Genomic DNA, 16,075 nt, shown 5'->3' with positions numbered 1-16,075 from the left:
CATCAAACAAGTAGAAAGCCTCATGCGAAAGCATGGGGCTTTTTGCGTTGTGGTACTTATTTCTCATCTCCCCCTTTATTTATGCGAAAAATAGATAAGCATATCCCTGTAGTGATGAAACATTTTCACCTTGGTCAGTGTCTGCTCGACATTAAGTGCAAAAGTCGTTATCTTCGGGCATCTAGAAGTCTAAACGTATAAACGTATGCTGTGAGGATATAAGGTTATGCCAATCCGGGTTCCCGATGAGTTACCAGCCGTAAGTTTCCTGCGTAATGAGAACGTTTTTGTGATGACGTCCTCGCGCGCAAAGACGCAGGAAATTCGTCCTTTGAAAGTGCTGGTACTGAACCTGATGCCGAAGAAGATCGAAACTGAAAACCAGTTTCTGAGACTGTTGTCGAACTCGCCGTTACAGATTGATATTCAACTGCTGCGTATCGATAGCCGTGAGTCGAAGAACACCCCTGCCGAGCATCTGAATAATTTTTACTGCCATTTTGACGACATCCAGGATGAGAACTTTGATGGATTGATCGTTACCGGGGCGCCGCTGGGGCTGGTTGATTTTTGTGACGTGGCCTATTGGCCGCAGATCGCCAGGGTGATTGATTGGGCAAAAGGACACGTCACCTCCACGCTGTTTGTTTGTTGGGCGGTACAGGCGGCGTTAAATATTCTGTACGGTATTCCGAAAATGACCCGTACGGATAAGTTATCCGGCGTCTATTCGCATCACACGCTGCAACCGCATGCTTTATTGACGCGGGGCTTTGATGAAACCTTTTTGGCGCCTCATTCGCGCTATGCCGATTTCCCCTCTGATGTTATTCGCAGACAGACCGACCTGGAGATTCTGGCGGAGTCGGAGCAGACCGGCGCGTACCTGTTTGCCAGCCGGGATAAGCGGCTGGCTTTTGTTACCGGCCACCCCGAATACGATGCCTTGACGCTGGCGAGCGAATACTTTCGCGATCGCGATGCCGGGCTCGATCCGACGATCCCGGTGAACTATTTTCCTGATAACGACCCGCAGGTTGTGCCTAAAGCAACCTGGCGCAGCCATGGGTATCTACTGTTTGTTAACTGGCTTAACTATTACGTTTACCAGATCACGCCTTATGATCTGAGCCGTATGAATCCTACGCTGGACTAAACCGTTCTTTTCCCTGCCAAGGCGCCTTTTTTACATCCATATTTTGTTGTTTGAAATCCATTTCCCATAAATATATTTTTTAAATATTTTATTTATCAAACTGATATGCGTAATTAAAAACAAAAATGGAAATAGTTTTTGATTTTTATTTTTAATGAATTACGCTTAAAACTGTCGGTTAATAAATGTTCATACCTTTAACGTCAGCTGACTGGGCTGCTGGTGAAAGATAATCTGGAGAAGGAAGCAACGAAATGGCGCAACAGACGATAAGCAGAGACCTGGCCTTCAGCCAACGCTTTGGCGATAAGGAACGGGAGATCCTTAATGACGAGGCGATTGGATTTTTAACCGAGTTGGTCGACCGTTTTACCGCGCGGCGAAATCGGCTACTGGCCGATCGTCTGGCGCAGCAGGAGAAAATCGATAATGGGCTATTGCCGGATTTCCTGGCGGAAACCGCTTCCATTAGAGAAAGCGAGTGGAAAATCCGCGCTATTCCCGACGACCTCTGCGATCGCCGGGTTGAAATCACCGGGCCCGTTGAGCGCAAGATGGTGATCAATGCCCTGAACGCCAACGTAAAGGTTTTTATGGCGGATTTTGAAGATTCACTCTCTCCCGGCTGGGATAAAGTGATTGATGGTCAGATTAATCTGCGGGATGCGGTAACAGGAACGATTTCCTACGCCAACGAGGCGGGGAAAATTTATCAGCTGAAACCCGATCCTGCGGTGCTGATCTGCCGGGTGCGCGGTTTGCATTTGCCTGAAAAGCATGTGACCTGGCAGAGAGAAGCCATTCCCGCCAGCCTGTTCGATTTCGCACTCTACTTTTTCCATAACCATCAGGCCCTGCTGGCGAAAGGAAGCGGGCCGTATTTCTATTTGCCCAAAATGCAGTCGTGGCAGGAGGCGGCCTGGTGGAGTGATATCTTTTGCTATACCGAAAATCGCTTCGATCTGCCGCGCGGCGCCATCAAGGTAACGGTGCTGATTGAAACCTTGCCCGCCGTCTTCCAGATGGACGAGATCCTTTATGCGCTGCGCGATCATATCGTCGGTCTGAACTGCGGCCGATGGGACTATATTTTCAGCTATATCAAGACGTTGAAAAATCATCCCGATCGCGTTCTACCGGACAGGCAGTCGGTGACGATGGATAAACCTTTCCTTAGCGCCTATTCGCGCTTGCTGATTAAAACCTGCCACCGGCGCGGCGCGTTCGCCATGGGCGGCATGGCCGCCTTTATTCCCAGTAAGGATCCGCAACGCCATGACTGGGTGCTGGATAAGGTGCGCAAGGATAAAGAGCTGGAAGCCGGGAACGGTCATGACGGCACCTGGATCGCGCATCCCGGTTTGGCGGACGCGGTGATGGAGATTTTTGATCGGGCTTTGCAAGCGGGCAAAAATCAGCTTGAGGTCACGCGCGAGGAGGATGCGCCCGTCACCGCCGCGCAGCTGCTGGAGCCCTGTCCCGGCGAGCGGACGGAGGCGGGAATGCGCGCCAATATCCGCGTGGCGGTGCAGTACATCGAAGCCTGGATTTCCGGCAACGGCTGTGTGCCGATTTACGGACTGATGGAGGATGCGGCGACGGCTGAAATTTCCCGTACTTCAATCTGGCAATGGATCCGCCACGGTAAAACCCTGAGCGACGGTCGCCCCGTCACTAAGGCGCTATTTCGCCAGATGCTGGCGGAGGAAATGCTGGTTATTCAGGACGAGTTGGGTGAGGCGGACTTCAGCGGCGGGCGGTTTGATGAAGCGGCCCGTCTGATGGAGAAAATCACCACCCAGGATGAACTGATCGACTTCCTGACTTTGCCCGGCTATGCCCTGCTTGATTAACCCTGACCGCCAACCATAAGGAATCTCAGCGATGACCCTCTCTCGTACCCAACAGATCCAACAAATTGAACAACAATGGAAAACGGCCCGCTGGGAGGGTATCACCCGTCCTTACCGCGCCGAAGACGTGATTAACCTGCGCGGTTCGGTCAACCCGGAGTGTACCTTGGCGCAGCTGGGCGCCGTTAAATTATGGAACCTGCTGCATGGCGACGCGCGCAAGGGTTACGTCAACTGTCTGGGGGCATTAACCGGCGGCCAGGCGTTACAGCAGGCCAAAGCCGGCATCGAGGCGATTTATCTTTCCGGCTGGCAGGTGGCGGCGGATGCGAATCTGGCGGCCAGCATGTACCCCGACCAGTCGCTGTATCCAGCGAATTCGGTGCCTGCCGTTGTCGAGCGGATTAATAACACCTTCCGGCGCGCCGATCAGATCCAGTGGGCCAATCAAATCGAACCGGGCGCTAAAGGCTATACCGACTATTTTCTGCCGATTGTCGCTGATGCGGAGGCGGGATTCGGCGGGGTGCTGAACGCTTTTGAACTGATGAAATCAATGATCGAAGCCGGGGCGGCGGCGGTTCATTTTGAAGATCAGCTGGCCTCGGTGAAAAAGTGCGGTCATATGGGAGGAAAAGTCCTGGTGCCGACGCAGGAAGCGATTCACAAGCTGGTCGCCGCGCGTCTGGCGGCGGACGTGCTGGGCGTGCCGACGTTATTGGTGGCCCGTACCGATGCGGACGCCGCGGATTTGCTGACCTCGGACTGCGATAGCTACGACCGGCCCTTCGTCACCGGCGAGCGCACGGTGGAAGGGTTTTATCGCACCCGCGCCGGCATAGAGCAGGCCATCAGCCGCGGACTGGCTTACGCGCCTTACGCCGACCTGGTATGGTGTGAAACCTCCACGCCCGATCTGGCCGCGGCGCGTCGTTTTGCCGAGGCGATACATGAAAAATATCCCGGTAAATTATTAGCCTATAACTGTTCCCCCTCCTTTAACTGGAAAAAGAATCTGGACGACGGCGCCATCGCGCGTTTCCAGGACGAGCTGTCCGCCATGGGCTATAAATATCAGTTTATTACCCTGGCCGGCATCCACAGCATGTGGTTCAACATGTTCGACCTGGCCCATGCGTACGCGCGCGGCGAGGGCATGAAGCATTACGTCGAGAAAGTGCAGCAGCCGGAATTCGACGCCATTAGCGAGGGTTACACCTTCTCGTCGCACCAGCAGGAGGTCGGCACCGGCTACTTTGATAAGGTGACGAATATCATTCAGGGCGGAGCGTCTTCGGTGACGGCGCTGACCGGATCCACGGAAGAGCAGCAATTCTGATCCCGGCCGCTTTTCCGGTGGAGAACATGATGGCGCGCGACCTTGAACAGCTGACGGCACAGACCATCCTTCAGGGGTTTGACGCCCAGTACGGACGCTTTCTGGAAGTGACCGCCGGCGCGCAGCAACGCTTTGAACAGGCGGACTGGCCGGCGGTGCAGCAGGCGATGAAACAGCGGATTCATCTGTATGATCATCATGTCGGGCTGGTGGTGGAGCAGCTACGCTGTATCACCGGCGCGCGCTGCGACGATGCGGATTTTCTGGCGCGGGTAAAACGGATTTATACCGCGCTGCTGCCCGATTACCCGCGCTTTGAGATCGCCGAAAGCTTTTTCAACTCGGTCTATTGCCGCTTGTTTCATCACCGGGAGCTCACGCCGGAAAAGCTGTTTATTTTCAGCTCCCAGCCCGAGACGCGTTTTCGTGAAATTCCGCGTCCCATCGCCCGCACGTTTGTCCCGTCCGACGGCTGGCGGATGATGCTGGAAAAAGTGCTGGGAGAGGTGCCGCTGCGTTTGCCGTGGGAAAATTTGCCGCGGGATATCGTATACATCGAGACCTATTTGCAGCAGGCATTCTCGTCTGAACAACTTGCCCAGGCAACGCTGCAGGTGGCTAACGAACTGTTCTACCGCAACAAGGCCGCCTGGCTGGTGGGAAAACTGTTCCTGCCGCAGGGCGTTTTTCCTTTTCTGTTGCCGATTCACCATAACGAGCAGGGGGCGGTGTTTATCGATACCTGCCTGACCGGTAAAGCGGAAGCCAGCATCGTATTTGGTTTTGCCCGATCCTATTTTATGGTTTACGCCCCGCAGCCCTCCGCGCTGGTGGCCTGGCTGCGCGATATTCTGCCGGGGAAAACCACCGCCGAGCTGTATCTGGCGATAGGCTGCCAGAAGCACAGCAAAACGGAATATTACCGCGAATATCTGCATTTTATCGCCGCATCTCAGGAGCAATTTATTAGCGCGCCGGGCGTGAAGGGAATGGTGATGCTGGTATTCACGCTGCCCTCCTTCGACCGGGTGTTCAAGGTGATTAAAGATCGCTTCGCGCCGCCGAAAGAGGTCGATGCCGACCGGGTGAAAGCGTGCTACCGGTTAGTGAAAGATCACGATCGCGTGGGAAGGATGGCCGATACCCAGGAGTATGAAAACTTCGTTATTGATAAACGGCGCATCAGCCCTGAATTAATGGCGGAGCTGCGGCGGGAAGTGCCGGAAAAACTGCAGGATGCCGGCGAGCAGCTGGTGATCCGCCATCTGTATATGGAACGGCGGATGACGCCGCTGAATCTTTACCTGGAACAGGCCGGCGGGCAGCAGCTGCGCGATGTTATTGAAGAGTATGGCAATGCCATCAAACAGCTGGCCGCCGCCAATATTTTCCCCGGCGATATGCTGTTTAAAAATTTCGGCGTGACCCGCCACGGCCGGGTAGTGTTCTACGATTACGACGAAATTTTCTATATGACGGAGGTGAATTTCCGTGATATTCCGCCGCCGCGCTATCCGGAGGATGAGTTGGCGGCGGAGCCCTGGTACAGCGTGGCCGACAACGACGTTTTTCCCGAGGAGTTCCGGCATTTTCTGTGCAGCGACAGAAAAGTACAGGCGCTGCTGGAGGAGATGCACGGCGAACTGTTCCGGGCCGACTATTGGCGGGCGTTGCAGCAGCGCATTCGCGATGGCCATATTGAAGACGTTTACGCCTATCGGCGCAGAAAACGCTTTAGCCAGCGGGCGGCGGCCGATCAGGGGATGGAAGCGCTGCCCTTATCCGCGAGCTAGTCTATGCCGCTGTATTCGCGGGTGACCTCTTTCGCCGCTTTGATGACCAGGGCGCCCAGTTCGGTAACGCGATCGTCGGTAATGCGCGATACCGGTCCGGAAATGGAGATGGCGGCAAAGGCTTCATGGTGCTCATCGAGAATGCTGGCCGCCACGCAGCGCAGCCCCAGCGCATGCTCCTCATCGTCGAAGGAGTAGCCTTGCTTGCGGATGACGGACAGGTTTTCCTTGAGGTTTTGCGGCGAGTTGAGGGTGTGCGGGGTATAGGCGTGCAGTCCCTTTTTATGCAGCAGGCGGATCACCTGTTCGTCCGGCAGGCCGGCCAGAAAGGCTTTTCCCGCCCCGGAGGCGTGTATCGGCAGCTTGCCGCCGATGGGCGCGGACATGCGCATCAGCGCGGTACACTGCACCTGATCGACGATAACGGCCTCAAAATCGCTATGGTCCAGCACGGCCAAGTTCACCGTCTCGCCGGAAGTTTCCATTAATTTGCGTAAAATCGGGTGCACGAGCGCCAGCAGATTACGGCTGCGCAGGAAGCTGCTGCCGACGATAAAGGCGTGGGAGGCGATGGTCCATAAGCCGAGATCGCCCACCTGGCGCACGAACCCCTGCTGCTGCATGGTGGTCAGCAAGCGGTGCGTGGTGGAGTTGGGCAACCCCGCCTGCTGCGCCAGATCGGTCAGCGCCACGCTGCCGTTGGCCCTGGCGATATATTCCAGCAACGTCAGACCGCGGGTCAGCGATTGCACCTGCCCGGCCGGCTGGACGGGCGCGGCGGCGCTGGCTCTGGCTCTGGGTTTCTTCCCTCTTTTGGCTGGCTCTGCTGGCGACATGGTTTCGGTTCCTTTTTCAGATAATGGAATTGATTTTCGTTTTTCTGTCAAAGAATGCAACTCTTCTTTCTCCGCGGCCTGCCTGAAAAAGTATCATGCGAGGCCGCGCCAGCCGATTGGCAACTTATGCTAGGATAAGCGTTTGCATTGGTGAGATATTCATCGCTGGAATGAGGTTTTTTGTGATTAATCGGCTAGACGAATTGCGCCGTCAGTTAGCGCAACGGATTATGGTGTTGGATGGTGGCATGGGAACCATGATCCAAAGTTATCGTTTGCAGGAGGAGGATTATCGCGGCGAGCGCTTTGCGGACTGGCCGAGCGACGTAAAAGGCAATAACGATCTTCTGGTACTGACCCGGCCTCAGGTGATTAGCGCCATCCACGACGCCTATCTGGAAGCCGGCGCGGATATCCTTGAAACCAATACCTTTAACTCCACCACCATCGCCATGGCCGATTATGGGATGGAGTCGCTCTCCGCCGAGATTAATACCGCCGCGGCGCGGCTGGCCCGCGCCTGCGCCGACAGGTGGACGGCGCTGACGCCGAATAAACCGCGCTTTGTCGCGGGAGTGCTCGGCCCGACCAACCGCACCGCCTCTATCTCGCCCGACGTTAACGATCCGGCATTCCGTAATATCAGTTTTGATCAGCTGGTCGCGGCTTACCGTGAATCCACGCGCGCGTTGATCGAGGGTGGTGTCGATCTAATCATGATCGAAACCATCTTTGACACTCTGAATGCCAAAGCCGCGGTCTTCGCGGTGGAAACCGAGTTTGAGGCGCTGGGGGTGGAGCTGCCGGTGATGATCTCCGGCACCATCACCGATGCCTCCGGGCGCACCCTGTCGGGGCAGACCACCGAAGCCTTTTATAACGCCTTGCGGCACGCTAGGCCGCTGTCGTTCGGCCTGAACTGCGCGCTGGGGCCGGAAGAGCTGCGTCAGTACGTGGCTGAACTTTCCCGCATCGCCGAGTGTTATGTGTCGGCGCACCCGAACGCCGGGCTGCCGAACGCCTTTGGCGAGTACGATCTGGATGCGGCGGACATGGCGCGGCATATCGGCGAATGGGCGCGCGCCGGCTTTCTGAATATTGTCGGCGGTTGCTGTGGTTCAACGCCGGCGCATATCGCCGCGGTCGCCAAGGTGGTCGACGGCGTTGCCCCGCGCTCGCTGCCGCAGATCCCGGTGGCCTGCCGTCTGGCAGGGCTGGAGCCGCTGAATATCGACGCCGACACGCTGTTTGTCAACGTGGGCGAACGCACCAACGTAACCGGCTCCGCGCGCTTCAAACGGCTGATTAAAGAAGAAAAATATAATGAAGCGCTGGATGTGGCCCGTCAGCAGGTAGAGAGCGGCGCGCAGATTATCGATATCAATATGGATGAGGGCATGCTGGATGCGCAAGCGGCGATGACCCGTTTCCTGAGTCTGATTGCCGGCGAACCCGATATCGCCCGCGTTCCCATCATGGTCGACTCCTCGAAATGGGAGGTGATTGAGCAAGGGCTGAAATGTATCCAGGGCAAAGGCATCGTGAACTCGATTTCCATGAAGGAAGGGGTCGAGGCCTTTGTGCATCACGCCAGGCTGGTGCGCCGCTACGGCGCGGCGGTGGTGGTGATGGCGTTCGACGAGGCGGGCCAGGCGGATACCCGGGCGCGTAAAATTGAAATTTGCCGCCGCGCCTACCGCATTCTGACGCAAGAAGTCGGTTTTCCCGCGGAAGATATTATTTTCGACCCGAATATTTTCGCCGTCGCCACCGGCATCGAAGAGCATAACAACTATGCGGTGGATTTCATCGAAGCCTGCGCGGATATCAAGGCGCAGCTGCCCCACGCGATGATCTCCGGCGGCGTCTCCAACGTGTCGTTTTCTTTCCGCGGCAATGACATGGTGCGTGAAGCGATCCACGCCGTCTTTCTTTATCACGCCATCCGCAACGGTATGGATATGGGGATCGTGAACGCCGGTCAGTTGGCGATCTATGACGATCTTCCCGCGGAGCTGCGCGATGCGGTCGAAGATGTGATCCTCAACCGCCGCGACGACGCCACCGAACGTCTGCTGGATCTGGCGGAAAAATACCGCGGCAGCAAGTCGGATGACGAGAGCACCAAGCCGCAGGCGGAATGGCGCGGCTGGCCGGTGAATAAGCGGCTGGAATATTCGCTGGTTAAAGGCATTACCGAGTTTATCGAACCGGATACCGAGGAAGCGCGCCGGCAGGCGCAGCGGCCTATCGAAGTGATCGAAGGGCCGCTGATGGACGGTATGAACGTGGTCGGCGACCTGTTCGGCGCCGGGAAAATGTTTTTGCCGCAGGTGGTGAAATCCGCCCGGGTGATGAAGCAGGCGGTGGCCTATCTCGAACCCTATATCGAGGCCAGCAAGGCCAAGGGATCTACCGCCGGCAAGGTGCTGCTGGCGACGGTGAAAGGGGACGTGCACGATATCGGCAAGAATATCGTCGGCGTGGTATTGCAGTGCAACAACTATGAAATCATCGATCTGGGCGTGATGGTGCCTACCGATAAAATCCTCAAGACCGCCCGTGAAGAGAAGGTGGATATCATCGGCCTGTCCGGTCTGATCACCCCCTCGCTGGATGAGATGGTCAACGTGGCGAAGGAGATGGAGCGCCAGGGCTTTACCCTGCCGCTGATGATCGGCGGCGCGACGACCTCGAAAGCCCATACCGCGGTGAAAATCGAGCAGAACTACAGCGGCCCGACGGTCTATGTGCAGAACGCTTCCCGCACGGTGGGGGTGGTCGCCGCGCTGCTGTCCCCAACCCAGTACGCTGACTTTGTGGCGCGCACTCGCAAAGAGTATGAAACGGTGCGCATTCAGCACGGCCGCAAAAAGCCAAGAACGCCTCCCGTTACGCTGGAGGCCGCCCGCAGCAACGCCTACGAGCCGGACTGGGAAAACTATACGCCGCCGGTCGCGCACCGCCTGGGCGTGCAGGAAGTACGGGCCGGCATCGATACGCTGCGTCATTATATCGACTGGACGCCGTTCTTTATGACCTGGTCGCTGGCCGGCAAATACCCGCGCATTCTGGAGGATGAAACGGTGGGCGAGGAAGCGAAGCGGCTGTTCGCCGACGCCAACGCCATGCTGGACGAGCTGTCGGCGGGCGGCGCGCTTAATCCCCGCGGCGTGGTGGGATTATTCCCCGCCAACCGGGTGGGTGACGACGTGGAGATCTATACCGACGAGCGGCGTGACAAGGTTCTGCTGGTCAGCCATCACCTGCGTCAGCAAACGGAAAAAACGGATTTCCCCAACTACTGTCTGGCCGATTTTGTCGCCCCCAAATCCAGCGGCAAGCCCGACTATCTGGGCGCTTTTGCCGTCACCGGCGGGCTGGAGGAGGATACGCTGGCCGAACGCTGGGAAGCGAAGCATGACGATTACAATAAAATCATGGTTAAAGCGCTGTCGGACCGGCTGGCGGAGGCTTTCGCCGAGTATCTGCATGAGCGGGTGCGCAAGGTGTATTGGGGCTATGCGGCCAATGAAAACCTCAGCAATGACGAACTGATTCGGGAAAACTATCAGGGAATTCGTCCGGCGCCGGGCTACCCGGCCTGTCCCGATCACACCGAAAAAGCGGAAATCTGGCAACTGCTGGATGCGGAAAAGCATACGGGGATGAAGCTCACCGACTCTTACGCCATGTGGCCGGGGGCGTCGGTATCCGGTTGGTACTTCAGCCATCCGGAGAGCAAATATTTCGCCGTGGCGCAGATTCAGCGCGACCAGGTGGAGGATTACGCCAAACGTAAAGGCATCAGCGTCAGCGAAATTGAGCGCTGGCTGGCGCCGAATCTGGGGTACGACGCGGACTAAATCCGCGCCTGACGGATGCCGATGATGTTGTGAAAAACAACCCAATGAGAATAGTTATCAATATTATTGATGCGTGCCGACGCCGATGATATGGTGAGCTTGGTAATAATTGCTCTGGCATTTTTCTCCCCAGCGATGGCTGGCCTGATTCCGGGTTCAAAGCATGGTCAACTCCGTCTCTTCCGCGATAGTAAAACGCCGCTTCTCGATAGAGGATTTTTTTGATTTTGGCGAGCGCTATGGGATTCGCTACCATTTCCCCACGCTGGCGGGGAGCGGCGCTGGTGATAAAGAAAAGCGCATCGTCGTCCAGGGAGATGTTGAAGAGCTGGTGCTGTCGTCCGGCATTTGCCTGACGAACTCCAACGTACGGGTTTTGCAGCCCTATGAGTCGACCTCGCTGCAATGCTCTCCCATGTATACGCTGGTGGTGCTGGAGGGCTGCGTGGCGATCCGGCTGAACTGCCGGGAGTTCGTCGTGCGCTCGGGGATGGCGCTCAGCACCCGGCTGGGCGAGCAGTTGGTGATGAACGCCAGCCACCCGGCCGATCGTCATCTCAAGACCCTGACGCTGGGCGTTAATCCCGCCAGTTTCCAGCCGCAGCCCATGATGGCTTCTCTGCTGCATGAATGGACGAATTCCCAAACCTGCGCTTTTATGTGGCAGGTTCCCGGTTATTTGCTGTCCGGCCTGCAACAGGCGCTGGAAAGCGGCGTTGCCGGGTTGCCGCGCCAGCTGATGCTGGAAGGGATCATGCTGCAACTGCTGGGCTACGGTCTGTCGGCCGAACCGCGGGGGCGGGAAAATGGTTATCTGTCCGCGCCGGGTGAGCGCTGCCGTCTGGAGAACGTACGCCAGCTGCTGCAACGGCAGCCGGAAAACGCCTATACCTTGCATGAGCTGGCACAAGCGGCCGCCATGAGTCCCAGCAGCCTGAGAAGCAAATTCCGTCAAACCTATGGGCACTCGGTGTTCGATTATCTGCGTGATTGCCGGTTGGAGCAGGCGCGCCGTTATCTTGAACAGGGATACAGCGTCCAGCAGGCCGCCTGGATGTCCGGCTATCAACACGCCACCAACTTCGCCACCGCCTTCAGGCGGCGCTACGGTATCGCGCCGAGCGCGGTACGCACCCTTCCCTGAGCGGCTTGCCTATGACGTTACGTCCGATCCGCATCTGCCTTACAGAAGGCTGTCACTCCACGATTTTTCATTAGTTCCCGCCGCCGCGCGCTTTTGTCATTGCGCATACGCAAGCTGTCGTTGCGCATAGCTACTGTGGGGCTAAAAACGGTAATAATTCTTATTTACAAAAAAGATCGGGCGGAGATTGTCATGTTGAGAAAAACGCGGCTGGCGTTGGTGATTGGGTGTATCGCGGGCGGCTTCAGCGTATCGGCGCTGGCGGAGGAAGAGACGGCGGCGCCGTCTGCTGACGGCAACGATACGATAGTGGTAACCACGCAAACGCAAAGCGGCGCCACCAAGCTGGCGACGCCGGATATTGAAACGCCGCAGGCGGTTTCCATCGTCACGCGCGACCAGATTCAGCAGCAGGGAGCGATCAGCGTACGTCAGGCCGTCAGCTATACGCCGGGCGTATTCAGCGACCAGATCGGCGCCTCCAACCGTTTCGACTATATGGTGCTGCGCGGTTTTTCCGACGGCAGCCTGGATAACGTCTATCTGGACGGTCTGAAAATGATGGGGGATACCAACTCCCACAGTTCTCTGGTGGTCGATCCCTGGTTTCTGGAGAGCATTGAAGTGGTGAGAGGTCCGGCGTCGGTGCTGTATGGCCGCGCTTCTCCGGGCGGGATTGTGGCGCTGAATTCCCGCCAGCCGTCGTTTGAACGCAGCGGGCAGATCAAACTGTTTGCCGGGAATAATGCCCAGCGCGGCGCGGCGTTTGACGTCACCGGGCCGCTGGATGACGACGAGCGTTTCGCTTTCCGTCTTGGCGGCATGGTGCGTAAAGCGGATACCCAGTTCGGACCGCTGAAAGAGGAGCGCTATGCCATCGCTCCCAGCCTGACGTGGCGCATTTCCGATAAAACCCGGCTGGAGCTGATGGCTTACCTGCATCGCGATCCGGAAGGCGGCAGCCACTCGGGTTTACCCTATGAGGGCACCGTGGTGGCGCACAACGGCCGTAAAATCTCGAATAACTTCTATGAAGGGGAAGAGAATTACGAGAAGTACGACCGTAAGCAGAATATGGTGGGATACAACTTCGAACAGGGTTTTGATAACGGCTGGGCGGTACGCCAGAAACTGCGCTATCTGCGCACCAAAGTCCGGTTGGACCAGGTGTATGCCTATGGCTGGAGCACTGGCGACTCGCTTTATCGCTACTATTCCGGCTCGCGGGAAGCGCTTTCGGCGCTGACGTTGGATAACCAGCTCGACGGCAGCTTTGATACCGGCGCGGTGAACCACCGCCTGCTGGTGGGTATAGACTACCAGCAGCGCCATAATGACGTGGACTGGCCTTCAGGCGCATTCCCGGATATTGATGCTTTCAATCCGGTTTATGGCGCCTTGCCGACGGCCATGTACCCGTCAACGATTGAGAAGCATAAGCTGCAACAAACGGGGTTCTACGTTCAGGATCAGATGAGCTGGGAACGCTGGCGTTTCACGCTGGGCGGGCGCCACGATCGGGTGAAAGTGACCAATATCGATAAGAGCACGGGTAATCGCAGCGAACTGGATAAGGATAATTTTAGCTCCCGAGCGGCGTTGCTCTATTTGTTTGACTCCGGCTTTGCCCCTTACGTCAGCTACTCCACCGCGTTTACCCCCACCAGTTTTGTCGGCGAGGACGGCAACGTGCTGGAGCCGATGAAAGGCAGGCAGTGGGAAGCCGGGCTGAAATATCAGCCGGAAGGTTCGCAAAACCAGTACAGCATGTCGCTATTCCGCATTAATCAGAAGAATGTCGCCACCAAAGTGCAGCCGACCGATCCCTACCGCTCGGTGGGGGAGATCGAATCGGAGGGCGTGGAGCTGGAAGCGGTCAGCCATATTACCGACAATCTGCGCCTGCAGGCCGCCTACACGTATACGGATATTCGCTACAAGAAGAGCAGTACGGAAGAGCAGGGGAAACGCGCCGTTTACGCGCCGCGTAATCAGGCCAGCGCCTGGGCCAGCTACGATGTGAATCGCGGCCCGCTGGACGGCCTGACGCTGGGGGCCGGGGTGCGCTACGTGAACGGCGTGACCAGCGATCGCGCCAATACGCATACGCTGCCTTCCTATACGCTGGTGGATATGGCGGTCGGCTACGATCTGTCGAAGGTCGGATTGAAAGGTCTGAGCGCGCAGCTGAATGTGAACAACCTAACGGATAAACGTTACGTGGCGGCCTGTAACTCGCTGGAGTTCTGCTACTTCGGCGCCGAGCGCAGTATCGTCGGCAGCCTGTCCTACTCTTTCTAATCCATGCTTTTGCCGCGGTAAAACGAAACGGGCCGGATAACTCCGGCCTTTTCTCGGTACAAAATCAGTACAAACCAATCGCTTTCCACCACAGCAGGCCCGCCGACATAAATACCGCCTGATTGACCAGGCTGACGACAAAGCCGGTTCGCCACCATACGGCCGTCGGCACATATCCGGCGCCGAACAGAATCGGTCCGCGGGCATGCGTATATTGCGTCAGCGAGCAATACAGGCTGCTGGTGAAGGCCAGCATAAATGCCATCGGCACCGCGGGAATATTCAGGTTAATCCCCACGCCGAGAAAGACCGCAAACAGCGCCGCGATTTGCGCGTTGCCGCTGGCGAAGAAGTAGTGGGTGTAGAAGTAGGCCGCGTTGAGCAACAGCAGCACCAGCACCCAGCTGGTGCCCTGCATCATATGGCCGATGCTGTTGCCGATCAGATCGCCGAACCAGGTGGTGAAGCCGAGCTTTTTCAACTGGTTGGCCATCATCAGCAGCGCGGCGAACCAGATAAGCGTATCCCAGGCGCCTTTTTCGCTTTTGACGTCTTCCCAGCTTAAGACGCCGGTCAGCAGCAGGAACGACAGGCCGATGAAAGAGGCGGTGGTGGCGTCAACGCCTAACCGATCGCCAAAAATCCACAGCACCAGCAGCAGGATCACCGTAACGGCCATCAGCCATTCGCCGCGGCTCATGCGGCCCATTTTTTCCAGTTCGCTGACCGCCAGTTTGGGCGCGTCCGGCGTATGGCGGATTTCCGGCTTGGTCAGCCAGTAAACGAACAGCGGAACGATGGCCAAGGAGATTAAGCAAGGAACCAGCGCGGCGAGGAACCAGCTTCCCCAGGTGATGGTCACCCCGGCGTTGGCCGCCAGTTTTACCGCCAGCAGGTTGCCGGTATAGGCGGTCATAAACATCGAGGCGGTGACATCGTTAACGTTACCGATGCAGGTGATCAGGAAGGTGCCGATTTTACTGCGCGAGGCATCGTCCGGCCTGGAGTCAAAGCTGCGCGACAGCGAGTCGGCGATCGGATAAATAATACCGCCGCAGCGCGCGGTGTTGCTCGGCATCGCCGGCGAGAGCACCAGGTCGGCAAACGCCAGTCCGTAAGCCAGCCCAAGCGTGCGTTTGCCCAACAGGCGGATCATCTGTAACGCGATGCGGCGCCCCAGCCCGGTCTTGATAAAGCCGCGGGCGATCATAAACGCCACCACTATCAGCCAGATCAGGGAACTGTTGAGATCGCTGAGCGCCGTTTGTATTGAGCCGCTGGCGGTGGTATCGCCCGCGGCGTAGGTCAGGGCGAAGAGGGTAATACTGATAATACCGATGGCCCCAATAGGGAGTACGTTCGCCACAATACAGATAATGGTGGCGACGAAAATCACGGCGGAATGCCAGGCGGCCTGGCTGAGTCCGGTGGGGGGCGTTAGCTGCCAGAGAATGCTGGCGATAATAAGAATAATCACTAGCGGGAGCCAATTAAGGCCGTACGACGTTTTGGTCCTCATCCCTTTTCCTTTACTGCATTGCATGTCTGAAGAATTACTTACCTATAATTTAGATTAGCTACAGGTCCTAAAAAGCATATCCCGATATCAGGGGGCTGTGAGAGGAAATCGGGAGGATTATTGATTTGAAAGCGTTTTTTTAAATATTGTTAGTTAATTAGCTATCCGTACTGAATCCAGTCAGCCTGTTTTTCCATTGGGAAAGCGCTTTTCAGCCACAGCGGGAAACATCTGGTAATCTAATGGCTACTGAATAATCAATCTCACA

The 16,075-nt window shown here is 56.9% G+C and carries 9 protein-coding genes; 7 read left to right on the top strand and 2 right to left on the bottom strand.

Features of this window, described 5'->3' with window-relative positions; translation table 11 throughout:
- Window positions 1–226 precede the first annotated feature (226 nt).
- From metA to aceK, 4 genes are all read left to right on the top strand, one after another.
- A complete protein-coding gene (gene metA, locus DDT56_RS20600; RefSeq protein ID WP_136168255.1) occupies window positions 227–1,156 on the top strand; it encodes a homoserine O-acetyltransferase MetA in 930 nt (309 codons plus the stop codon).
- Between the two features lie 254 nt (window positions 1,157–1,410).
- Complete coding sequence (gene aceB / locus DDT56_RS20595; RefSeq protein ID WP_136168254.1) at window positions 1,411–3,009, top strand: malate synthase A; 1,599 nt, start codon at window positions 1,411–1,413, stop codon at window positions 3,007–3,009.
- A gap of 31 nt (window positions 3,010–3,040) precedes the next feature.
- Complete coding sequence (gene aceA, locus DDT56_RS20590; RefSeq protein WP_136168253.1) at window positions 3,041–4,348, top strand: isocitrate lyase; 1,308 nt, start codon at window positions 3,041–3,043, stop codon at window positions 4,346–4,348.
- 29 nt (window positions 4,349–4,377) lie between these two features.
- Complete coding sequence (gene aceK / locus DDT56_RS20585; RefSeq protein ID WP_136168261.1) at window positions 4,378–6,141, top strand: bifunctional isocitrate dehydrogenase kinase/phosphatase; 1,764 nt, start codon at window positions 4,378–4,380, stop codon at window positions 6,139–6,141.
- Here aceK and iclR read toward each other — a convergent pair.
- Window positions 6,138–6,977, bottom strand: a complete 840-nt coding sequence (iclR, locus tag DDT56_RS20580) for a glyoxylate bypass operon transcriptional repressor IclR (RefSeq protein WP_136168252.1) — start codon at window positions 6,975–6,977, stop codon at window positions 6,138–6,140. The two genes, aceK and iclR, sit on opposite strands and share 4 nt — an antisense overlap.
- A 182-nt stretch (window positions 6,978–7,159) precedes the next feature.
- Here iclR and metH point away from each other — a divergent pair, with 182 nt between their 5' ends.
- The 3 genes from metH to foxA all read left to right on the top strand — a co-directional run bounded on the left by metH (window position 7,160) and on the right by foxA (window position 14,288).
- On the top strand, window positions 7,160–10,843 hold the full coding sequence (metH, locus tag DDT56_RS20575) for a methionine synthase (protein WP_168197657.1): 3,684 nt from the start codon (window positions 7,160–7,162) through the stop codon (window positions 10,841–10,843).
- Window positions 10,844–11,006: 163 nt separating this feature from the next.
- The gene (locus DDT56_RS20570; RefSeq protein WP_210417055.1) at window positions 11,007–11,987 is read left to right on the top strand and encodes an AraC family transcriptional regulator; all 981 of its coding nucleotides are present in this window, start codon (window positions 11,007–11,009) and stop codon (window positions 11,985–11,987) included.
- A 192-nt stretch (window positions 11,988–12,179) separates the two neighbouring features.
- Window positions 12,180–14,288 (top strand): ferrioxamine B receptor FoxA, encoded by a 2,109-nt coding sequence (foxA, locus tag DDT56_RS20565; protein ID WP_136168250.1) that lies wholly within the window; start codon window positions 12,180–12,182, stop codon window positions 14,286–14,288.
- Window positions 14,289–14,352: 64 nt separating this feature from the next.
- Here foxA and DDT56_RS20560 read toward each other — a convergent pair whose 3' ends face one another.
- Complete coding sequence (locus tag DDT56_RS20560) at window positions 14,353–15,807, bottom strand: DASS family sodium-coupled anion symporter (RefSeq protein ID WP_136168249.1); 1,455 nt, start codon at window positions 15,805–15,807, stop codon at window positions 14,353–14,355.
- Window positions 15,808–16,075: the final 268 nt, after the last annotated feature.

The sequence above is a fragment of the Brenneria corticis genome (genome assembly GCF_003115855.1).
Classification (GTDB): Bacteria; Pseudomonadota; Gammaproteobacteria; order Enterobacterales; family Enterobacteriaceae; genus Brenneria; species Brenneria corticis.
This window is presented reverse-complemented; position numbering and strand designations above follow the sequence as displayed.